At 48.0% G+C, this 22,720-nt stretch carries 20 protein-coding genes; 8 read left to right on the top strand and 12 right to left on the bottom strand.

Annotated features, from left to right (window positions below; genetic code table 11):
• Positions 1-167 precede the first annotated feature (167 nt).
• Genes RIG68_RS23830 through RIG68_RS23820 form a run of 3 tightly spaced genes read right to left on the bottom strand, consistent with a single transcriptional unit; the run spans position 168 to position 3,391 of the window.
• A complete protein-coding gene (locus tag RIG68_RS23830) occupies positions 168-1,130 on the bottom strand; it encodes a transketolase family protein (RefSeq protein ID WP_350128325.1) in 963 nt (320 codons plus the stop codon).
• On the bottom strand, positions 1,127-2,527 hold the full coding sequence (locus RIG68_RS23825; protein WP_350128322.1) for a vWA domain-containing protein: 1,401 nt from the start codon (positions 2,525-2,527) through the stop codon (positions 1,127-1,129). The genes RIG68_RS23830 and RIG68_RS23825 overlap by 4 nt, the downstream gene beginning before the upstream one ends.
• A gap of 12 nt (positions 2,528-2,539) precedes the next feature.
• Positions 2,540-3,391 (bottom strand): transketolase, encoded by an 852-nt coding sequence (locus RIG68_RS23820; RefSeq protein ID WP_350128319.1) that lies wholly within the window; start codon positions 3,389-3,391, stop codon positions 2,540-2,542.
• 254 nt (positions 3,392-3,645) lie between these two features.
• Here RIG68_RS23820 and RIG68_RS23815 point away from each other — a divergent pair, with 254 nt between their 5' ends.
• Positions 3,646-4,473: a zinc-dependent peptidase gene (locus tag RIG68_RS23815; protein WP_350128316.1), complete on the top strand. Its 828-nt coding sequence runs from the start codon at positions 3,646-3,648 to the stop codon at positions 4,471-4,473.
• 49 nt (positions 4,474-4,522) lie between these two features.
• On the opposite strand, the gene RIG68_RS23810 is transcribed toward RIG68_RS23815, so the two are convergent.
• The 7 genes from RIG68_RS23810 to RIG68_RS23780 all read right to left on the bottom strand — a co-directional run bounded on the left by RIG68_RS23810 (position 4,523) and on the right by RIG68_RS23780 (position 13,163).
• A complete protein-coding gene (locus RIG68_RS23810; protein WP_350128313.1) occupies positions 4,523-7,390 on the bottom strand; it encodes a hypothetical protein in 2,868 nt (955 codons plus the stop codon).
• A 69-nt stretch (positions 7,391-7,459) separates the two neighbouring features.
• Complete coding sequence (locus RIG68_RS23805; RefSeq protein ID WP_350128310.1) at positions 7,460-7,948, bottom strand: hypothetical protein; 489 nt, start codon at positions 7,946-7,948, stop codon at positions 7,460-7,462.
• An 11-nt stretch (positions 7,949-7,959) separates the two neighbouring features.
• A complete protein-coding gene (locus tag RIG68_RS23800) occupies positions 7,960-8,124 on the bottom strand; it encodes a hypothetical protein (protein WP_350128307.1) in 165 nt (54 codons plus the stop codon).
• On the bottom strand, positions 8,121-9,206 hold the full coding sequence (locus RIG68_RS23795) for a DUF6544 family protein (RefSeq protein ID WP_350128304.1): 1,086 nt from the start codon (positions 9,204-9,206) through the stop codon (positions 8,121-8,123). Before RIG68_RS23795 ends, RIG68_RS23800 begins: the two co-directional genes overlap by 4 nt.
• A 116-nt stretch (positions 9,207-9,322) precedes the next feature.
• Positions 9,323-9,589, bottom strand: coding sequence for a hypothetical protein (locus tag RIG68_RS23790; protein ID WP_350128301.1), 267 nt, complete (start codon positions 9,587-9,589; stop codon positions 9,323-9,325).
• Positions 9,590-9,607: 18 nt separating this feature from the next.
• Entirely contained in the window at positions 9,608-10,174 is a 567-nt protein-coding gene (locus RIG68_RS23785; RefSeq protein WP_350128298.1) for a hypothetical protein, read from the bottom strand.
• 46 nt (positions 10,175-10,220) lie between these two features.
• The gene (locus RIG68_RS23780; RefSeq protein ID WP_350128295.1) at positions 10,221-13,163 is read right to left on the bottom strand and encodes a DEAD/DEAH box helicase; all 2,943 of its coding nucleotides are present in this window, start codon (positions 13,161-13,163) and stop codon (positions 10,221-10,223) included.
• Between the two features lie 269 nt (positions 13,164-13,432).
• On the opposite strand from RIG68_RS23780, the gene RIG68_RS23775 reads away from it, so the two are divergent.
• From RIG68_RS23775 to RIG68_RS23745, 7 genes are all read left to right on the top strand, one after another.
• Entirely contained in the window at positions 13,433-14,533 is a 1,101-nt protein-coding gene (locus RIG68_RS23775) for a sensor histidine kinase (RefSeq protein ID WP_350128292.1), read from the top strand.
• Positions 14,534-14,549: 16 nt separating this feature from the next.
• Positions 14,550-15,284 carry a LytR/AlgR family response regulator transcription factor gene (locus RIG68_RS23770; RefSeq protein ID WP_350128289.1) on the top strand — a complete coding sequence of 245 codons (735 nt, stop codon included), beginning with the start codon at positions 14,550-14,552 and terminating at the stop codon, positions 15,282-15,284.
• 137 nt (positions 15,285-15,421) lie between these two features.
• Positions 15,422-16,486 carry an alpha/beta hydrolase gene (locus tag RIG68_RS23765; RefSeq protein WP_350128286.1) on the top strand — a complete coding sequence of 355 codons (1,065 nt, stop codon included), beginning with the start codon at positions 15,422-15,424 and terminating at the stop codon, positions 16,484-16,486.
• Between the two features lie 35 nt (positions 16,487-16,521).
• Entirely contained in the window at positions 16,522-17,265 is a 744-nt protein-coding gene (locus RIG68_RS23760) for a carboxylesterase family protein (RefSeq protein WP_350128284.1), read from the top strand.
• A 91-nt stretch (positions 17,266-17,356) separates the two neighbouring features.
• Positions 17,357-18,268 carry a hypothetical protein gene (locus tag RIG68_RS23755; protein WP_350128281.1) on the top strand — a complete coding sequence of 304 codons (912 nt, stop codon included), beginning with the start codon at positions 17,357-17,359 and terminating at the stop codon, positions 18,266-18,268.
• A gap of 279 nt (positions 18,269-18,547) precedes the next feature.
• The gene (locus RIG68_RS23750) at positions 18,548-19,366 is read left to right on the top strand and encodes an ArsR/SmtB family transcription factor (RefSeq protein WP_350128279.1); all 819 of its coding nucleotides are present in this window, start codon (positions 18,548-18,550) and stop codon (positions 19,364-19,366) included.
• The gene (locus RIG68_RS23745; RefSeq protein ID WP_350128276.1) at positions 19,363-19,779 is read left to right on the top strand and encodes a nuclear transport factor 2 family protein; all 417 of its coding nucleotides are present in this window, start codon (positions 19,363-19,365) and stop codon (positions 19,777-19,779) included. The genes RIG68_RS23750 and RIG68_RS23745 overlap by 4 nt, the downstream gene beginning before the upstream one ends.
• 46 nt (positions 19,780-19,825) lie before the next feature.
• Here the strand turns inward: RIG68_RS23745 and RIG68_RS23740 are convergent, their stop codons facing one another.
• Together RIG68_RS23740 and RIG68_RS23735 are read right to left on the bottom strand one after the other, a co-directional pair.
• The gene (locus tag RIG68_RS23740) at positions 19,826-20,290 is read right to left on the bottom strand and encodes a hypothetical protein (protein ID WP_350128273.1); all 465 of its coding nucleotides are present in this window, start codon (positions 20,288-20,290) and stop codon (positions 19,826-19,828) included.
• An 88-nt stretch (positions 20,291-20,378) separates the two neighbouring features.
• Entirely contained in the window at positions 20,379-22,709 is a 2,331-nt protein-coding gene (locus RIG68_RS23735) for a GH92 family glycosyl hydrolase (protein ID WP_350128270.1), read from the bottom strand.
• Positions 22,710-22,720: the final 11 nt, after the last annotated feature.

The following is a 22,720-nucleotide window of genomic DNA, read 5'->3' as shown; positions in this document are numbered from 1 at the left end:
ATTCAACGGAAAATCCGGTGAGGGCGTGATGAGCGTGCTATGAGGTGATTCTTCACCACTCAGAAGGATGTAAGATTGAATTGCTATGAAAAACAAAAAGGCTCCAGTTGGAGCCCTTTTTTGCTTTAAATTATGAACGTAAATTTCAAAAAAGTTGATTTTACCTTCTATTTCTTACGCTTTCTTTCTATTGCCTTCAGTGCTGCTTCCACTATATGGGCTGCATTTAAGCCGTATTTTTCCATCAATTGTTCCGGTACACCGCTTTCACCAAAGCTGTCTTTTACAGCTACATACTCCTGTGGAAGCGGGTTGTGTGTTGCCAGCGTCTGAGCAATACTATCGCCAAGGCCACCATTCATTTGGTGCTCTTCGGCGGAAACGGCGCAACCAGTTTTGGCCACCGAGTCGAGAATGGCTTTCTCATCCAGCGGTTTGATGGTATGTATATTGATGATCTCAGTGCTGATGCCTTTTTCTCTCAGTATTTCTTCTGCCAGAACAGCCTCCCACACCAGGTGACCTGTGGCAAAAATACTGACATCGCTTCCTTCAACCAGCTTCAGCGCCTTGCCAATCACGAAAGGCATGTCCTCTTTAATAAAGATAGGCACCTTTGGTCGGCCAAAGCGCAGGTAAACCGGCCCTTCATATTTAGCGATGGCTACGGTAGCCTGCCTCGTTTGATTGTAGTCACATGGATTGATGACGGTCATGCCTGGCAGCATTTTCATCATACCAATGTCTTCGAGAATCTGGTGGGTGGCGCCGTCTTCGCCGAGGGTAACGCCTGCATGTGAGGCGCATATCTTCACGTTTTTCCCTGAATAGGCAATTGACTGACGAATCTGATCATAGACCCTTCCTGTAGAAAAGTTAGCGAAAGTACCGGTGAAGGGAATCTTGCCTCCGATGGTAAGGCCAGCAGCAATGCCCATCATGTTGGCTTCGGCAATGCCTACCTGAAAAAATCGTTCTGGAAACTCCTTAATAAAGGCATCCATTTTTAATGAGCCGATAAGGTCGGCACAAAGGGCAACAACATTGGGGTTTTGCTGGCCAGCCTCTAGCAAGCCTACTCCGAAGCCGGAGCGGGTGTCGTTTTTTCCGAGTATTTCAAATTTCGTCATCTACCGTATAGTTTGATGGTTTCTGTGGAACCAGTTCTTATGCTGAATTTCTTTATTTCTGTAAACTTACTGCCGTTTGCGCTTTGTGCACGAAACACAAATTTATACTCTCCGGGCTGAATAGCGCTAACAAAAGAGGTGATATTTCCGGGAAAGTTACAAACCCACTCCTGCGACCCATCGGGGTTGATTTTGTAGAGACTCCCAATGCCCCGCACGCCCATAGTCAGGTTGAGAACTCCCGGCCCCGGAAGGGTAATGGAATTGTCCTGAGAAGGCTTTATAGTATAGCCCCTTATAAAGGTGCGTGGAAAAGTTTGCACTTCGATGTCGTAGGTGCCTGCGAGGTAAAGAAAGGGCTCAGTCAGTTTTTGGATGTTGAGACTCTGTGTTTGACCCGGCAGACGTACCGACGCCTGCACCGGATTGCCGTACTCTGAGGCACCGGGCATTTGAAAAACTAAATTGCCCTGTGGGGTAGGGATGTCGATTATATTGTGGATGCCACCTACAAGTGCCACATTTCTTTTTACCACAGGGGGTACTGTATTGGCCACCACGTCATAAGTGAGCACCGCATCGAGGATTACAGAGTCGGGGCGGCCCAGTTTGTCCCTGTAGTGCACAAAGTCGTAAACGGACTGCCGTGTCACTGTATTGATAAAGCTGACGTTCACATCTGTTACAATGGGCGCATTGTTTTCATTGAGTAGCTCTACACTGGCTGTGGTCTCCATCAGGGTTTGCCTCAGCACTTCGTTGAGCGACTTTTTGAACTTGGGCACGTCTGTAGCATCGAAGTACTTGCCCAGGCATTCGAAGTTCTTCTCGTATTCTAACCCCAGGCCCAGGCCGATAACGAAGGGTTTCAGAAAGATATTCTTCGACTGCAGTGCTTTGGAAACGGCACAGGGATCCCCCTCGCAGCTTTCTATGCCGTCGGTAATGATGATGACTACATTTCTGTAGCCGTCCACTTTGGGGAAGTCATTGGCAGTTTGCTCCAGCGAGTAGGCGATGGGCGTGTTACCCTGCGGTGTGAGCTGATATAGCTTGGCACGAATGTCACGGTGGTTCTTTGCTGAAAAGCCCACTTCCAGTTTGGTATCTGTGCAGTTGTTGTAAGCCCTGGCATACTGGTGACCGTAGACTCTCAGTGCCAGTTCCACATTGGGGTTGACACTCAAGGAGTCGACAAGGTCGGACAGCAGCTTTGTGGCTACATCAATTCGCCGCACACTTCCCAGCTTGGCCAGCATACTGCCGGATGCGTCAAGCAAAAACAGGATACGTGTTTTTTCCGGCGGCTTTTGCTTGTACACCTGAGCAAACACAGGAAAGCTGAAAAGACTGAGCAGTCCCGCAATAACGGTAGCTTTCCTGAGTAAGTTTTTCAAAATGATTTGGGTTTAATAATCCCCTAAGGTCTCTTCGAGCTGCCCCAAAGCCTCTGCCAGCTGCTCGTCGTTGGGAGCAACACCATGCCATTTGTGGCTGCCCATCATAAAATCAACACCAGCACCCATTTCAGTTTTCATCAGGTTCATGATGGGCTTTCCTTTGCCAGCCAGGCTTTTCGCTTTCTGAAGAGCCGCTAAAATGTCTTCCATGTCGTTGCCGTTGGACTCGATTACTTCCCATCCAAATGCTTCATACTTCGCACGAAGATCCCGGAGGTCATTTATTTTGGCAGTGGGGCCGTCGATCTGCTGACCGTTCCAGTCGATGGTGGCGATCAGGTGATCCAGCTTGTGGTTGGGGGCATACATGGCTGCTTCCCATACCTGGCCTTCCTGCTGCTCGCCATCACCCATAAGCACATACACAAAGCTATCGTCTTTATTGAGCCTCTTCGCTTCGGCTGCACCAATGGCCACAGACATTCCCTGCCCCAGTGAACCTGAAGCAATTCTGATGCCTGGTAGGTGCTCGTGTGTAGCTGGGTGGCCCTGAAGGCGGGAGTTGATCTTACGGAAAGTGGCCAGCTCTTTTACAGGAAAATAACCGCTATGAGCAAGTACGCTGTAGAAAACTGGCGAAATATGTCCGTTTGAAAGGAAGAAAAGGTCTTCACCTTTCGCATCCATGTTGAACTTTGGGTCGTGATTCATCTCATGGAAGTAGAGGGCTACAAAGAAGTCGGTGCAGCCAAGCGAGCCACCCGGGTGGCCTGACTGACATGAGTGTACCATACGAACAATGTCACGACGCACTTGCGACGCTATACCTTTCAATTCTGCAACTGATTTCTTCTCTGCCATGGATGTTTAGTCTTAAAAACGATTACGGTTTCAAAGGTAATGAAAGTGAGAAAATAAGGAGGGATAAAGTGGGGAAAGTTGTTGCGATCAAAAGCGAGACCTAAACAGGTTGCGGAATTAGTGTTAGGCTCAGTTGCCATTTTGAATATAAAGAAACAGGTGGAAAGTTAGCCTTTCGTAAGATGGGGTGGTTTAAATTGAAGCCTTACCTTATATTGAAGGGCAATCTATTTTTTTAAGGATATCAAGTCGTAATGGAGTACGTAGCTGCCCTCATATTTGCTCTTGCAATGGTATTCATAGTCGTGCAGGTTTTTAAAAACGTCTACGAAATTTTTGCTGCTACTTTCGATTTTTTTCTGGGAGATAAGTTCCATTGGTTTTTTATCAGGAAGCCTCTTGATGAAAAATATCTAAAAATTATTAAAGAAAAGTTTCCTTACCACCAGGCCCTGCCGAATGAGAAAAAAGTGTTGTTTGAGAAAAAAGTTCAATATTTTATCAAGTCGAAAGAGTTTATGCCCGGCCACGATATCGACCAGGTTACCGATGAGATGATAGCTTTGATAAGTGCCACAGCTGTCCAAATTACGTTCGGCTACCCCAGGATTTATCTGGTACATTTTGATAGAATATATGTTTTTGGGGATGTTTATCAGTCTAACGCTACGGGGCAATTTCATCAAGGGGAGGTTCACGCTGGGGGCTACATCGCTCTTTCGTGGAAAAGCTTCGTTTTCGGGCTCATGGATGAAAAGGATGGCAGAAACCTGGGACTGCACGAAATGGCTCATGCGCTAAGAGTGGAGGATTCAATAAGAAACAAAGAGTATAATTTCCTGGACTACGATTCTTTAGTGCAGTTTACTAAGGAGGGGAGGAGAGAAATCGAAAGAATGAAAACCGGAGATTTAACTTTTTTCAGGAAATATGGTGCCTCAAGTGACCAGGAGTTTTTTGCGGTTGCTGTTGAAAATTTCTTTGAGCGTCCCGCCGAGCTTCATGACCACAATCCAACTCTATACCGTCTGTTGTCCAGCATGCTGAGGCAGGATCCAATGGCCTGGAGTCGGCGCTATTGATGAGGTTCTGACTGACAGAAACGGAATTATAACTCCAACCTGCTAGGTTTTATTTAATGAGGAGCCACTCAAACCCATTCGCCGGCACTTCCACTTGTAACCTGATACCATACTCCCGGTCAAGATCATAAGTCTTGGCCACTCCATCCCTATCGCTGACAACCGCCTTTTGAGACAAGCCTGTATAATACAAAGGCACATAAATCTCTTTCTTGACGGGCACGTCCAGTGGATTGTAAACCGACAGCAGGCCTTTGTCTTCTCCCATAGGATGAACATTCAGCCAATAGTCAATATCCCTGCCATCGGGCCGCCGCAGGTGAATCATGTCTCCTTCCAGAACACTGCGATGCGCTTTGTACCAGTCTACCCAGCCTTTTACCATAGTTTTGGTTTCTTCGGTGTCATAGAGTCTGGGGCCACGGTAGCAGGCTTGTACGCCACCGCCAAGGTTGCTAGTGATCATGCCCTCGTAATGATCCAGGTGTTCATTCAGTGGTTCGATGGTGGCAGCGGATCCACCGCCATGGTACTCTGTCAGCGGCACAAACATCCAGCCCATCGACGACTGCTTGACCCACGAGCCATCGTAAATGTTTTGTCGGGTGTGGACGAGCTGTTGCGCACGGGGGAGGCTCCAGTTCACCTCCCGGTAGCCCATGCCCGATTTGTTAGACCCGGCCAGATAGTAATAGTCGGGCACATTGAGGTAAATACCCTCGCTGCGGCACCATTGGTAGAACTTAGAGATTACCTGATACTGGTTCCATTGCGAGTCTTCGTAGCCACGATGGCCAGGATGATCGTGAGAAGTACAGACATCGCCAGGATAGGAGCCGTCGTGCTCTAATAAGGTGAATCCTGTTTCTTTGTAGAAAGCATACAACTTCCGGAAGTACTCCTCTCCCCATTCGCTGCCAATGCAGGGGGAGTTGCCGAAGGTCGGTGTCATTCCCTCAGGCATCACCACATCTTGCCCGTTGCCGATTTTTCTGGAAGCGAGCAGAGAATAGCCGCCAATTTCCACGCCTTTACTTTTGGCATAGTCGGCATACTTTTTCATTTCGGCCAGGTATTCCGGGCTGTTGTTTTCAATGTCGAAACCGCTGCCGAATGTCAGGATCACCATTTCAAATCCGACTTCAGCCGCCTGGTCAATGGCCACCTTCACCCTTTCCCAGTCGGCAAAGCGGGCGTGCATCATTAGCGGATTTTCGGTTGTCCACGGTGCCAGTGTGCGGTACATCTTTCGTTGGGCGAGGCCATTGCGCTCTCTATCGTAACTATCGAAAGGCATTACGAAGGTGCGAAAGGAAGTGAAGCTTTTGCCTGGTGCAATAAGCTGACCCGGCCCGACTTCCGGACTTACCTTCAACAGACAAGGCGTCAGTTTGAGGTAGTTGACCTGGGTATTGTACTCCGGGTCGGGGCCCCAGTGCACCACATGGTGGTTGGCGTCGTCGGCATCGAAGCTGGCAAAGGCCATGTCTGTTTCCACGTGAATATTGGGCGTGTGCGGCAGATATTTCCGTGCCTCTACGGCCGACCCGTCTTCCACGGCAGCAATGATTTCGCTGGTAAACTGGTCCAGCGTAACGGCGGATTTGGATTGATTGTCGATGGTGATCCACTTCGCCATCACCGGAATGCCGTCATAGAGCTCGTAGTGCACTGACACCTTGAGGTCTTTGGCTACTTGCGTTGCGGAAGTGGCTACAGTAGCCTTGTTGTAAGCTCCATACACAGCAAAGTGGGTGATGTGAAGACGAACCAAATCGCCCAAATCTCCACTGTTATCTGTGGCCTGGCCTTTGGCATCCATTTTCCCGACTCTTACGCTCGCTGGCTTTGTTTTTTGTGGTGCCAGCCTTTCTACCAGCCGCCAGGTTTCGTTGGGTAGTTTGGCTTCGCAATAGACACCGGACTCATCCCATCTGATCCGCAAGCTGACCGCTCCGTTAAAATCCGGATTGACTCTTTCTCCAGCCCACTTTATTTCTTTTTCACCATCCCATACTGAGAACAGTGATCTTCCCTGATCGTTGACGTGACCGCCAGGCGTCAGGGAAAATTTGACGGTGCGGTCAGGGTAAATCAGAGCCAGACCTGGCGCCCAGTTGCCACTTTGGTCTGTACCCGGGTCAATTGTAGCCTCCACCAAATGCACATCTGCTGTTAGGCTATGTTCTACAAATACGCTGGTGTTCTGTGGTGTGTAGATTTCGCCTACCTTTCCCTCGTTGACAAATGAGCTGCGGGGGTGGGCTTTCGAAGCAGTTGTCTTCCATGCTGCATCCAGCGCTTTGAAATCAGTTGCCATCAATTGCTTTCTGCCATAGTCGCTGGGCAGCGACTTTCCCGATTGAACCAGCTCCTCAGGTAAGGGCATGCGGTAGTCCATGCGGAGATGCACGCCTTTCGGAGGCCAATCGAGGTTTGCCGCATGATGCCTGACCTGCTTCCACTCGAAAGGTGCCTTGGGCTCGCTTACTTCGTAGCCGGTAAATTGCAGCGAGGCTTGATCGTTGGTCAGCTGGTCGATCCATTCTTTGCGCAGGTAGGCATAATTTCGCTGACCCTTTAGGCCACCCACTGCGTAGGTAATGCCGTCGATGGTGATTTCAGCTTCGGGTTTTACGCCTCGCAGAAGGCTTTCGCCTGTCATCAGGTTGTCGAGGCCCACGGTAGCTCCGTTGGGAGCAAGGCGAAAGGTACGCCGGATGAGGCCGTTGGAAATAGCAATTTCTTTCGGCGACTGCCCTTGATATACATCTGCTTTAAAAGTCGAATTGTCCAGCAGCCAGTCTGCGGCCGGTTTGGGTGGGCGAGGAGGCTCTGTCGGGAGGTGGGATTGTGCAGCTGCCGGGGCGAGGGAGATACATGCAAGAACTAAGAAGGCGAGGCGACCAATGAGCATAAACAGGCGTTGTTTTTTGCACTTAAAATTACACAATCTACCTCCTTAAACAGCAAAGCTTCAATTTTTTCAACCGCTATTTGGAGAAGTGCCCGGAGACCGAAATTTCCAGAGATAATCCAAATTATCCTTTTTCAGAATAAACCAAGCCGATAAAGATACGGTGACAGAGAATGGAAAGGCTGAGTAGATGCCAAATGGTGCAATACATGCGAGAAACAAGATGATGCCTGAACTTGCCAACTTTATCCACCAGTTGTTAAGTAGCATGCCGATAGCAATCATTGCCTGACCAATAGCGATAATGCTGACAACTGCAGTAATGTGTTGACTGAACCATCCTGTGATGAAAACCTTGTAACACTCCAACACAGATGATTCTGCGTACATCAGGTAGGCTTCCGGAGTGGTGTGACAGGTAATGTAATTGAACCAGCTTGCCCCGGCAAATAATAAAACGAATAGCAATCGGGCCAGTTTGGGCCATTTTATCGTCACTAGCAAGAAGAACAAGCCCACGACATTTGAAATAGTGTAAGCTATGTAAATTGCTTCCATGGGGATTTAAGTTATTTAACTTCAATCCCCTTTCGTTTCATCTCTTCGGCCAGCCTGGCGGGGAGGCCACGGCAGGGGCAGTTTTTAATATGTTCGAGATGCCATGCCGCCCGCTGTTCAAATGTTGGTTTTGTTGGCATTGGGTTGGCGAGGTGCCATTGTTTGTTGAGCTTCATCGCTTTGTTGGGTTATATTCTACATTGATGGTGCGAAAGTTTCCATAGCAAAACTCTTTGTTGGGATACTGGTAAACCGCATCAGCATAAGCTGCCACTCTGTGACCATTAAAATCCTGATAGTCTTTCAATGGCGTTGACCATTGTCGCCTTTCCATAGAGCCATCCTCCTCACGGGCATACCGATCGTCGGATATGAAGTTGATCAGTTGTCCATCTTCATTAAAATACAGCCATGCGGAAACGGTGATATCGTCAGTGGTGAAAGACGCCTGAACATGGTTTCCCCTAACTGCCAGCCATTTTACCCGGCTGTCGATAAGGGTGGCTGGTGCCATCACGCACATATCATTGAAGAAGGTAACTGTTTCGGAAACGCCCATTTCCCTTCCTGTTTCATAGGCCACCCTGATCATTGATATCAGACGGATATCCATGAAAGCCTCACCGTTTGTGTACCGATGATAGCCGGCTACAGGCAGGTGCTTCATGGTGGCATTTAAAAAAAACAAACGAGTTGGCGTGTTCATAAAATTTGTTTGTTCCGAGTGGAATGACATCCAATCAGCTGTATCACTTTCCCTCAGCACACCTTCGAACGCTACTTTGAAATGAGTCACCTTAGGTTTTCCAATTGCCCCGGAATACCTGATATATTTTTGAACCGGCAAGGGTAGGCCCTCAATGTCAGTGTTGCTCAAGGTCTCTTGGGGTGCTGGTGTTAACGAGGCCATCCCTTCCTTTATGTCTCTTTTATATTGATCTTCGTAATTTGATGCAGCAAGGCTCACGAATAACCAGGGTAGAATCACCACATTCACAATGGTTCCATACTTCGCATCTTTCCAGTATTTGAAGGTTAGAATTTGAGAGAAAAAAACAGACGTCATACCAAATACCCACCAGTAGCGCCAGTTTGAGAAGAGTAACCCAGAGGTAACTGACCACATGACCGCCACCGCCAGCCAGAAGACACCTGGCGACTTGACGAAATTGGAAGAGACAGCAGGTGTATTGACCCTGAAGCCAGCAAGATGAATGGCTCCATGAAGCAAGATGATTATCGCCAGAAAGTATCTCATAGTCTCTGCCTCTTTTACTAAAACTAGTAGCCTTGGAGATGTAAGACCATGACGAGCGACATGAAATGACAATGATTGTGGTCAGTATAAAACGGGAAGGACTTGGCACTATTCTGCTAAGTCTCAAGTCTCACTTTGCTTCCAATATACTTCCTCTCACCAAAAATCTTCCGTTTATGGTGAAAGGCATTCCCTTTCCATTTAAAATAGTTCTGAGGTAAGTGGTAACCAGCCCCTGCCTTGCTGAGCCCCATAGGAGCAAGATAGCCAATCCGAAGAAGGGTATTTAACACCCAAATCAACATGTTGCAGTGCCAGCGAAATACCACAAGGGAAATGAGAATTGTTGGTGCTACTAAATAGAAGAGCCCTGTTAGCAGCATGGCGTCATTGGTAATGGTCTAAATTTTCTTTTTACAAAAGATCTTCCACGTAGGGTATGCGAATGTTTCTCCTTTGTCCACCCATTCGCCTACCCAGTTGTAGCCGCTGTCAGAAATGTCTGAAAACGTAAGCCTGTAAAACCCAGGATTGCCCTGGGGCGATGGTTGCTCACTATACAAAATGATTTTATCTCCTTTTCTATTCCCGTACCAGGTACGCAATGAGGGAGTGGCGACGGTGGAGTAGTAATGAACGTTCCATCTGGCACTGTCGGCGCTATACTGCCTGATGCTACCGGAATGAAGCCCGTCTGCTTTAATGGTTTCGTCCTGCACGGCCAGTCCATTCATGATGTATTTAAACACCCAGGTCATCTGAACTGTGTCGGCCCAGGTGTTTTGATCAATGCGGCTGACTGACTTACAATCGCACGATCCAATTAATTCTTTAAAGTCCCTGATTTCTTTCGGAGCCTTCGGATTCGGTAACCCATAAGGATTTGCGGCTGTTGGGAGATAGTCAAATTGCTGCGCCTGCAATTGAAAGCCGCCAACCGATAAAGCAATGAGTAAGAGTTTTTTCATGCCCCAAAAAAGGCAGAAATTATGGGAACTACGATGTTTAATGCAGTTAAGGGCTGGGATTTTGCAGTAAGCCAAGCCAGTCTCCCTTCGTCATCGACTGAAGGAAACCATTGCCTTCTTTCACCAGATCGCTGGCTAGCTTTGCCTTGTCTTGCTGCAACTGCTGGATTTTCTCCTCCACGGTGTTTCTGCAAATCAGCCGAATCGCAATTACCCGTTTGTCCTGCCCAATGCGGTAGCTGCGGTCAATGGCCTGGTCTTCTACCGCCGGATTCCACCACGGGTCGACCAGGAACACATAGTCGGCTTCGGTGAGGTTGAGGCCGGTGCCGCCTGCTTTCAGGCTGATCAGAAATACCCTTGCATGTACGTCGTTCTGAAACTGGCTTACCACTTCCTCCCGGTTGGTCGTGCTGCCTGTGAGCATGGTGTAGCCAATGTGCTCTTTGGCAAGTTCTTTCTCGATCAGGTTCAACATCGAAACAAACTGCGAGAACACCAGCACCTTATGGTCACCTGTGATATTGCGGAGCTGTTCCATTAGCGTGTCAATTTTCGCTGAACTGTCTCCATATTCTTTTTCCTCGCCAAGCAGCAACGGCGAGTTACAAATCTGACGAAGCTGGGTAATGCCTCTGAGGGCATACATTGGTGTTTTTAGCAACTGTTCATTGTTGGTCGATTCAATCAAGTCACGAAGTTCTTTTTCATGGGCATCGTAGATCTTCCGCTGCTCGGTCTCCATGTCGCAGTAGAGCACCATCTCCGTTTTTTCGGGCATCTCGGTGGCTACTTCTTTCTTGGTTCGGCGGAGGATGAAAGGGCTAATTCTTTGCTGTAGGTCGAAAATACTGTGCTTGTGCTGGAACTTGTCGATTGCCATAGCATATGTATTGCGGAAATAGGTGCGGGAGCCCAGCAGTCCAGGGCAGGCAAACGCCAATTGGGCGTATAAATCGAAGCTATGATTTTCGAGTGGCGTGCCGGTAAGAATGACCCTGTTTTTGGCTTTCAGCATCCGGGCGGCCTTGTTGCGTTGCGATGCAAGGTTTTTGATGTTGTGCGACTCGTCGAGAAAGGCGTAGTGAAACTGGTGCTTTCTCAGGTAGGTAATGTCATTGACGAGCGTATGGTAAGTGGTGATGACGAGATCATAGTCTTTGAATTTTGGAATTATCCGAAGGCGGTGCGGGCCATGGAACGACACGGCTTTGAGGCTTGGGGCAAACCGTTCGATTTCATTATGCCAGTTGTGAATGACTGAGGTGGGCGCCACCAGGATGTGAGTGGAGGGGCCGTGTTTTTCTTTTAATGCCAGTACAAATGCGATGATCTGGATAGTCTTTCCCAGCCCCATGTCGTCGGCCAGGCAGCCGCCGAAGTTGAATTCATCGAGGATGTTGAGCCAGGTAAGGCCCTGCAGCTGGTAGGGTCGGAGGGTTGCTTTGAGCGCAGCTGAAGGCTTTGCAGGTGTAATCTTGCCAATGCTGGAGAGCTTCTGCCTGTAGCCGCTGACTTCCTGCTGCGTTTCCTCGTCTAGCATAAATCGCTCAAAAAGCTGGTTGACGGACTCAAAGTTGACCTTCGGCACCTGCACCACGTCGTCGACAATGGTGCCGGCAGCGAAATAGTCTTCGAACTTTTGCAACCACTCTTCCGGCATCACTCCCAGTGTCCCGTCGTCCAGCGTTACGTATCGGTTCTGGTTCTTTACGGCCTTGTGGATTTGCTTGAGCGATGCTTTCTTTCTGCCAAACTTTGCTTCTATCCGGGCATTGAACCAATTGAGTCCGCTGCTGACCTGTATTGAAATATTGACTGGCTCGGGGTTGACGTCGATCCCTTTGAGCTGGCTGAAGCCAAGCACTTCCAGCCCTTCCGCCTTCCATTCTTCGTAGGCCTTCAGAAACCAGCCGTCTTGTACAAACCTGGTTTTGTGTAGGTAAAAATAGAGTAGGGGATTGTTTACTTGCTCTTTAAAATGCGGGTGCTGTCGGATGAGGCGGGAAAGAAACGCCTCTTCCATTTCAGTGTCCCGCTCCAGCATTGCAGGCTCTCCCTTTAAATCTTCGATGTAGATTTGTTTGGTGGTAAGCACCGGTATTTCAGTCTTTCCATATCTTACCACGGGGTCAATCACAATATAGTCGCCGAAGTCGGACAGGTAGATCAGCCGGGTGGACTGGCTCTCATCTTCCGTCGTTGCCCTGGCTGTTTCCATGTATTCGTGCACTACCTCAACGTGGTTTTCCATTTGAGAGAGCACATCCTTTTGAAACCGAACAAACGCCGCATGAGGCAGGCGCAGACCGTCTTCGTATTTCCTGAAGTACGACAGCACTTTTAAGGCGTCAGTTTTTTCTGCCATCAACCACTGCTCGTCAATAGTGACGAACCTATCGAACCTAACAGCCACCCTGGTAGCCGGAGTGAAGGCTCCGTCGATATACACCTCGGCTCTCACGTGGTAGACACCATTTTCCATCGAAATCCTGACCAGCACCCGGACGTCCGCTTCTCTCAAAGTGATTTTCGAGACGGATTTGGCGCTTACCTTTTCCGAAACAGAAGCATCGTGTTGATAAAAGGAGTAGTGCAGCGGATTGTTGACGATGGCCCTGACGGCGTCCAGGTCGGTGAGTGTGGGCTCATAAAATGCCTGAAATCGGGCAATGGCTGCATAAAACCTGAGCACTTCCGGGTTTTGCGACTGCCACATGCTGTCGAGCGGATTCAGTACTGTGAGCGAATTTTTTAGCTCTCTGTTTTGGGTAAGCCCGCCCCGCACCAGCTGAGCGCTGAAAAGGTTATAGTACCTGTGTGAGCCCACGACGATGAACGTTTTGGCGCTCCCGGTTTCCTTATTGCCGGACTGCTCCACCGACAGGTACTTGTCGAGAACAACCCCGCCGGGCCTGCTTTCCCCTTTGAACTCATCGAAGGGTTTGCTGCTTGTTGCAATCTTATTTTCGTATGGCTTTTTTTCCATGTGCTCTTGGGCACACAATATGCCACAACGGCCGGAAAAATGCCCAATGGAAGAGGGAAAGTTTTCTTTGCAAGGCTTACCATTACCTGACGTCAGTTTTTTGTAACATGTTGTCAAATATTCAAAGCCGATGGGGTAGTAGCGAGGTCATTCAGGCGATTTTTACGTAATTTAGTTGATAGTCCTCATCCTTAACCTTCCATATTCAAAGTCAGTTGTTAGCCGATCAATCAAAATACGCCTGGTTCTTCAAGTACAAAATCTACCATTTGCCCTTTTGGTTCGCTTACCACTGTGCATGGTGGACATTGCTCACGGGCAGTGTGCAGGATGTTGCTCATAGTATTTTGTATGCTCCTTTTGGAGTAAAGTTTTCCTTTTACGTCATTTTTCAGGCGATAGCGGTTTATTTCAATCTATATTTTCTCATGCCCCGCTATTTCGAAAAGGGCAAATACGTCATCTACTTCTGCTGCCTGGCCATGACTGTGGTGCTGGCGGCCCTTGCTATCAACTTCGGGTATTTTGTGAATGCCTGGGTTTACGACACCACCGTACAGGAGCTTTTTAAAATAAATACTACCGACAGACTTCATTTCTTTAAGTCAGGAACATTGCCTTCCACTGTGGCAAGCACCACATTGGCCATGAGTATAAAGCTGGCGAAAAACTGGGTGAGAGACAGGCGCAGGCAGCAGGAGCTTGAAAAAGAAAAGCTGGAAACTGAGCTGAAGTTTCTCAAATCACAGTTCAATCCTCATTTCCTGTTCAATACGATCAACTCCATTTTTGTACTGATCAAAAAGAACCCTGATGTGGCGTCGGAGTCGTTGGCTAAGTTTTCAGAGCTTTTGCGTTACCAGCTTTACGAATGCAATGAGCATAGGATACCATTGGGGCAGGAGCTTACCTACCTCGACAATTTTATTGAACTGGCCAGGCTTAGGCTTGATGTTGGGAAACTCGACTTGCAGCTTGACTTTAAAAGGGAGCTGGGAGGAAATGCCATGATTGCTCCTTTCGTGCTGATGCCCTTTGTTGAAAATGCATTCAAGCATGTAAGTCAACAAGAGCGCCGCCCCAACTGGATTCGCATGCAACTTTCACTGAGCGATTACCTTCTCAACTTCAGCATTGGTAACAGTGTGGAGCCTGAGCAGGCCAGGGCCAGAGAGGCGGTGTCTTTTGGGGGATTGGGATTGAAAAACGTGCAAAGGCGGCTTGATCTGATTTACCCCGACAGGTACAGTTTGAGCATCGATAAAGGGAATGATGAGTTCAAAGTGTCGTTGAAGATAGATCTGACTGCGGAGCTTGTAGAGAAAACAGAAATGGTGCTGCCAGGTAAACTTGTAGCAGCTGTTGGTTAGGTTAATAACAAAAAGGATGACGCCTCTCAAATGTGTGGTTATTGACGATGAGCCTCTTGCCCGGGAATGTATTGCCGGGTACGTGGAACAGGTAGATTTCATGGAACTGGCAGGAGAAGGCAGCAATCCTCTTGAGCTTGATAAAATACTAAGTGCCCAAAAAATTGATCTGGTGTTTCTGGATATTCAGACGCCGGTGATCAATGGGATCGATTTTTTGAAAATGGCCAAAAACCCACCTATGGTGGTTATTACTACCGCTTACCCGAGCTACGCTCTGGATGGCTACCAGCTCGACGTGCTCGACTATCTGTTAAAGCCGATCACCTTCGGCAGGTTTTTTAAAGCGGCGACCAAGGCGAAGGAGCACCAGCAGCTGAGAGCTAAGCCAGTAGTCCCCAATGACAGTGCTACCGGCCGGAATCCAGATCATTTTTTCATCAAATGCGACAGCAAATTTGAGCGCATCTATTTTGATGATATCCTTTATGTACAGGCGCTGCAAAACTATGTAACTATTTTTACTACAAAGGGCAAATTCATCACATTACTGTATCTCAAGAACGTGGAAGAAAACCTTGAGAGGCAGTCCTTTGTGAGGGTGCATAAATCTTTCATTGTTTCTATCTCCAAAATCCAGTCCATCGAGAACAATGAAATCATCATTGGCAGCTTTCGCATCCCCATCAGCCGCAACTACAGAGAGCATGTGCTTGAAAGGGTGGTGAGCGACAAACTCTGGAAAAAGTAGGACAGAGCTGAATACGAAATACAGCTTGTAAATAATTATGTGCATTTGGTATAGTACGATACGCAGGTGGTCAATCTGATTTTTTTAGTGAAAAGCCTGCCGCTACTTTCATACCGTATCAAATACTCAGCTACGTGATGAAAAGACTAATCGGCAGCATTCTTTGTGTTGTTTATCTGGTTGCCAGTGGCACGTCGGCGAAAGGACAAGCCGCCAAACAAGGTTCCCTGAAAACGGAGACGCTTGCCTCTGAAATTCTGAAAGACAATTTAATTGGCCTTGACCCAAACCGGATGGTAAAGGTTTATCTTCCGCCTGGTTATACAAATTCGAAGAAGGCATATCCGGTTGTGTATTACTTGCATAATGCTTTTTCTAATGTGGACGCCGCCTTTCAGGATGGCAACCTGCTGAAGCTGGTGGACAGGGCATTCGCCAGCAACGTTGTCCACGAATTTATTCTTGTAGCTGCCGACTATAGCTCTCCAACCACGGGCAGTATGTATGAGAACTCCACTACCAGCGGCAGATGGCTCGATTTCACAGTCAATGAACTAGTTCCATTTATCGATGGCAAGTTCCGAACTCTCTCTTCGAGAGACAGCAGGGCTGTAGTGGGGCACTTTTTTGGTGGCCGTGGAGCGCTGAAGCTCGCCATGACTCACGCCGAAGTCTTTTCGGTTGCTTATGCGATGCATCCTGTTGCCACTGGCAATGGCGACTTGCCCTGGGCCAACCTCGATATCGATTGGAGCAAAATAAAAGATGCCCAGACTTTCCAGGAACTTGCTGGCCTGGGCAGGACACAGATTTTTGTAGCGATCAGCCAGGGATTTCTACCCAATCCGAACCGTCCTCCTTTCTATTGTGACTTTTTTGTTGATTTCGAAAATGGTCAGCCGAAGCTCAATCCAGAAATGGTTTCAAGGGCGAAAAAGGAATTTCACCTTGAAGAGACACTCGAGGAATCGGCGGCCAACCTGCGAAGCATGAGAGGTATTGCTTTTGACTGGGGAAGGTTTGATCAAACACAGGCCCATGTGATTTCCAGCCGAACCCTCAGCCGTAAACTGATAGACTATGGCGTTGAGCACGAGGCAGAGGAGTACAATGGCGATCCATGGTCGAAAATATGGATTGACGACGGGCGATTTTATACCCGGGTGTTGCCGTTTCTTGGTAGGAAACTGGTATTTGAATAGAGATCATATGTGAAGAAAATTTAAAAGTAAAAACTATGACCCACATCAATGAACGACTGGCCAGAGCTGCTATCCCTGTAGTCGGTCTTCTGCTGATTTTCTCAGCAGCTCAGGCGCAACTGTCCGAAAAGTACAGCAACTACAAGCAGAGCAGCTATATGGGGTTGCGGTATGGTTTGTTCAAACCTGCTGATGTTGATTCTAAGAAATCCTATCCGCTGGTCGTTTACTTGCATGGTAGCACAGATACTGTCTCCAGAGACAGTAAATGGTACCAGCCTGCGATTCAAAACGAGCAACCCCTGTTTATGCTCACTCCCAAATGCACGGTAGCCGATCAGGGCTGGGGCAATACCTGGACTGATGGGCATACAGAAGCGACTGCTAAAACCCTTGCCCTCGTCGACTCACTGATTAAAATCTATCCCATTGATGTCAATCGCCTCTACATCTATGGTATTTCTATGGGTGGGTTTGGCACCCTCTCCGTCCTGCAAAAGGAACCTGGCAAGTTTGCTGCAGGTTACGTGGTTTGCGGTGGTGGCAGCGAAAAGGCGGTTGACAAGCTCTTGGATGCGCCACTATGGATTTTTCACGGTGAGGAAGATGACATCGTGCTGATGAAATACTCGAAGCAGGTTTACGATGAAATTATCAGGCTGGGAGGGAAGAAGGCCAGGTTTACCAGCTACCCTGGCGTGAAGCACAATAGCTGGGAGAATGTTGATAAAGAAGAGGCATTGCCTGTATGGCTACTTTCGCAGAGGAAGGGAAAGTGACTTTAATTACCAACGCTGAGTTGGTATTGAGGGTGCTACCTCGCCGAACAACTCACCTTTTCTCCACACTAAACCAAAAAACCACTAAAGAATGAAATCTATTGTATTGTATAGCCTGCTTTTTATGACAATGTTCGCCTGTATAGACTCTCACAACAATCTCCCTGGTGAGAAGAAATCGGATGAATTCATTAATGACCGATTGCAGGAAAGCAACCGTAGAATGATCGAGGCCGCAAAAGACAAATCGTTCCCGGCAATCAGCGATCTCTATGACAGGAACGCTTTGTTAATGGCTGAATATAATTCATTGATAGGCAAAAGGGACAACATCAAAATCTACTATGATGAAATTTTCGATAGACAGACGATCAAGGAATACACCCGAGAAGTAATCGATATTCTAATTTTTGAAAATAGGGTTATAGAAATAGGGTTGTTCAACAAAGTGCTTGATAATTCGGATCAGTATAAAGGCAAATATTTTAACGTCTGGAAATTTGGCAAAAACCAGCAGCTAACCCTCGTTGCAGAGTCTTTTGGATATTTGCATCAAATAGACAATCCCTCGAAGCTTGTTGTGCATGAGGCGAAAAAGTCTGAACCAGTTCCAGTAAATATACCCTGGGAACTCGAAGCCTACATGGCTTTAAACGAATCGAATGTAATGGACAGAGTGCCAGAAAGGTCAGCGAATGCATATACAAAAGATGCAATGTACCTTCCCTTCGCTGACACAATTAAAGCCGGCAAGGGCACATTATTGAAGCACTATCAAGCCTATTATGCGAACCCGGCCAAAATAGATTCTATTCAGGTATTTACTTACGCATACGACTCTGTGACAGATGGCTATATTAATTATGGAGGGTTTTATGTGGATTGGTCGGTGCCAGGGTTCTCGGGAAATACAACAGGCACTGGAATTTCATATTGGCGCAGAGAAGCGGACAATTCCTTGAGAATCCACAGACAAATAGGTTTGCATATTCATAAAGAATAGAAAGCGTTCTGAATGCACCTTTTCAGCCCAATCATATTTCTAATTCACCCCATTCACCCAGAAATGTCTTTTGAGCGGCAAGCAAGGGATATGTCTTTGTCATTTTTTTCAACTTTCTGGAATAAAGGATAAGATTAGAAAATTGTTGGAGGTAAGTCAAAGCAATGTGTGATTTAGTGGACATGGAGGCTATGCAACGCCGCACTAACGGGCTTGGATATCAAATGATATTCGAATATGTTTACATGTTACTATTTAGTAACATAATATTAATCACCTTTGGAAACTCAGGTAACTGATAAAGAAACAGAAATATGGAAAGCCCTGGCTGACCCCACTCGTCGGCGCCTGATGGATTTGGTGAGGGAATCGCCAAAAACGACGGGCGATCTGGTGGAGGAGTTTGAGTCGATAGGGCGGTGTGCAGTGATGAAACACCTTTCGATACTCGAAGAAGCAGGTCTTGTAATCGGAAGAAAGGACGGGAGGAATCGTTGGAATTATATCAATGCAATACCCCTACAGCAAGTGTACGAACGCTGGGTGAAAAAATACGAAGCGCAGTGGGCCACCAACCTGCTACAACTAAAGGGGCTGGCTGAGTACCATGAAAATATCGATCATTTAACCCAAGACTTGCTTATGGAACGACCATCGAAACCAATCAATGTGCTGCTTGAAATTCCGATCAGCACTGGAGTCCAAAAGACATGGGACTGCCTTGTTCAGGATATCGGACTCTGGTGGAGAAAGGACTTCTACACCAGCCAAAAAACAAAAGCGTTTATCCTTGAACCCAAAGTGGGAGGGAGGATGTACGAAGACTATGGAAATGATGAGGGGCTGCTTTGGTACACAGTAATTGTGCTCAACGCTCCCCATCATCTGGAGTTGCAGGGGCACCTTACGCCGGATTATGGCGGGCCAGCCATTACGTTCCTCAAGATTACGCTGAAGGAAGATGGCGGCAAAACCTCGCTGACTTTGTCGGATACGTTGATGGGTGATGTATCAGCGAAAGCAAAGGGACAAATTACGGAAGGTTGGAGGCTGCTTTTCGAGGACGGTTTTAAAACTTACGTAAATACTAAACTATGAAGAAGATTTTAGTAGGTGTCATGCTGCTTTTGTTGACAGCTGGAGCCTATGCTCAAAACGAAGAACTCCTGAAAGTTTTCCACGATCAGGTGGCGGCCTTCAACGAGGGTGACGTTGATCGGCTGACCGCAAATGTCACCGACGATTTTAAGTGGTTCTCACTCACGGCTGACACGCTTTTGCTCGAGGTGGCGGGGAAAGAAAATTTCAGGCAAAGCATGGCGTATTACTTTTCGGCTGGCAGAAAATCAGTCTCGACCATTGAACAATATGCGGTCGACGGCGAAAGAGTCAGCTTCAGGGAAGTGGTGAGCCACAAGAACAAGGCAGGCGAAACAGTCTCCTCTTCTGCCATGGGCATCTATCAGATTCAGAATGGTAAGATTAGCCGGGCCTGGTATTTTATTGACTGAGATTTCATTGGATAGCTTGTGCCAACAGAAATCGGCAGGCTTTGATTTAGAATGCAAGCCCCAGACTAATGTAGGCCCCTTCAGGAATACCGCCTCCCGCTCTGAAAATGAATGGGTCTCCAGGCTTTTGACGCCTGTAGCCCACATTGATCGCAGCCCAGGTTTCCGGTTGGTGCGATGGTTCGACGAGCGTTAGTCCGATGCCGGTTTCAAGGTGATGCTCTCCGGTGCCGAAAACCCATGCAGGCATGAGCGCCAGGTACCCTGTCCATTCCTGATTAACGAGGTCGCCAAACTTCCCGGCAATTCCCCGTAGATAGAACCGCCGGTTCTCCTTTTTGTGCGCCAGTTGCCGTTCCAAAGATACGCTGATCGATGGGATGCCGGGTGTCAGGCAAATACCATTGCGCAATTCTTTGAGTTGATGCTGTCCGATAGCCAACAAAGGTGCCATGATAAAGGATGAAAGTAGTACCAACCACTTCCACCCACTGTGAGACGATGTTTTCATAGTTTTAAAAAGTAGATGTAAAAGTTTAAAAAACTTTGCATCTTCAAAACTTAGGCCAAAAATATTGATAATCAGTTGGTTGGGACTCTTATTTCAGTCCCCATTGCTTGTTAGGGCTTTTCCCAAGTGTCAATTTTAGCTCACCACCTTGCGAAAAGGACTCATGCGGGAAGCTGAATTTTGTCCAGTCTTTGCCGTTCAGAGAAGCTTTTTGAATGTAAATGTTGTCAGCTGAATTGTTTTCTGTGCTGATCGTGAAGGTTTTGCCGGAATAGTATTTCGGATCAAGCTGGATTTCTACTTTATCGAATATCGGCGTCGTAATGTCGTAAGAAGAATTGACTGATGCACCGCCGTCCATTTGAAACAGTCCGATGGCCATCAATACGCCGAGTGCCCCCATTTGCCCCTGGTCTTCATCACCGTTGTAGCCGCCGTAGGGGGTGATGTCGGCAAAGGTAATTTCCTTCACCTCCCGCACCCATTTCTGCGAAAGCCAGGGTTCGTCTGCATGGTTAAAAAGGTGTGCCATTTGGCAGGAAGGCTGGTTTTCGTAGTCGACCCAACTTTCGGCATGTTTGCCATGGTCGGTGATGAATTTGTTGGGCTTCGCTTTTATAAAACAGCTGTCCACATATTGCGCATACTTGTCTGTGCCGCCGAACAATGCTGCCAGTCCTTTCAGGTCATGGGGCACGTAGTTGGTGTAAATGGCCGAGTTGCTTTCCACAAAGCCTAAGGTATTGAATCCTTCGCCGATTGGCGTAAAGTTTTCAATCCAGGTTCCGTCTATGTTTTTGGGATGGATAAAATGCGTCTCAGGGTTCCACAGGTTTTTGTAGTTCTGGGAGCGCTTGTCGAAGAACTCGTAGTCCTTTGTTTTCCCTAACGCATTGGCCAGCTGAGCCAGGCACCAGTCCTGGTAGGCGTATTCCAGGGTTATGGCTGCTCCGTCTTTGTGTCCGCCAGGGCCGGGAATGCCTTCAGGCACATAGCCTCGCTCTACGTAATAGTTCATGCCACCGCCTTGAGGGTTGTCACGATGCTCGTAGCCTGCCCGGTCTCTGATGCCCCCTGGAAAGGCGTTTTTGTAAAGGCCCTCGTAGGCTTTGGCCATGTCATAGTTTCGGATGCCTTTGTTGTAGGCAGTGGCGAAAAAAGAAACAGCCGGGTCGCCAATCATTACGTAGGTATAGTTGCCTCCCGAGGGTCCTCGGGGGATCAGCCCGCCATGGCGGTACATCTCCACCATGCTGGCGCAGAACTCATTCATGATTTCCGGGTAAGCCATCGACCAGAGCACATTCAACGTCCAGTGGCTGCCCCACCAGGCGTCAAAGTTGTATTGATTATGCTTTGGCTTACTGCTATTGTCCAGGGCGACTTGCCGAACTATCGGTTTTGGCCCGGTCATGTCGCAGTACTTGCCGTCTACGTCGCTCACAATTCTACGGCCCAGCAATGAGTGCCACAAATCGGTATAGAACTTCACTTTCTGCTTTTCGGTGCCTCCGTCTACTTTGATTTTGCTGAGGTAGCCATTCCATTCACTTTTGGATGCTGACACCACTTGTTCAAAATTCCAGTGAGGGAGTTCGGTATCCATATTGAGCCGGGCCTGCGCCGTGCTGGTGTAGGAGATGGCCACCTTCATTTGTACGGTCTTGTTGAGCTTCCTGTCGAAACGGACAAAAGCGCCCACTTCTTTACCGTACACTTCATTGACGATGCCGGTTTTTAGCACTCCCTTTTCCCATGCACCAAAGGACGTCATCGGCTGATCGAAACGAGCAACAAAGTACACGTAGGTAGGCTTTGGACGGCGGTGGGTAGGTGCCATGATGCTGTAGCCTTCAATTTCCTTATCGCTTATTTTCACCACGTTGGCCGAATCCATGGCGCCGTGACCCAGGAATGCACCCACATCGAAAATAATGTCCTTGTTGACATTGGCCGGATAGGTGTACTTGTGGAAGCCCACCCGTGTTGTTGAGGTTAGCTCGGCTTTGATTCCGTAATCCTTCAAAAAGACGCTGTGATAACCCGGGCTAGCCTGTTCATCATCATGGCTAAAGGCCGACTTGTAAGCTTCCATACCCAAATGTCCTTTGAATTCCCCAACGGTCGGCATTACCGGTATGCCCGACATTTGCCAGGCGTGGATGTGGGAAAAGCACCGGACATATAGGCTATCGTATAGGTAGCCAGAATTCCAGCTTCCTTTTACCCAGGTGTCGGGGCTGAGGTTCACCATGCCAAAGGGCCGGGAGGCAGAAGAGAAGAAGAACCAACGTGACTTGTGGGTGTCCACAAACGGATTGACGTAGTCGATAGGCTCTTTTGTGGACTGAGAAAATGCTGGTGCAGCACAGGTGAAGAGCAGGGCGACCAGGGAGATTCTGAAAACGAGTTTAAGCACGCTAGGGTGGT

It is taken from the genome of Imperialibacter sp. (assembly GCF_040222385.1).
In the GTDB taxonomy this organism is placed as follows: Bacteria; Bacteroidota; Bacteroidia; order Cytophagales; family Cyclobacteriaceae; genus Imperialibacter.
The sequence above is the reverse complement of the archived record's forward strand: the minus strand, read 5'-3'. Positions and strand labels throughout refer to the sequence as shown.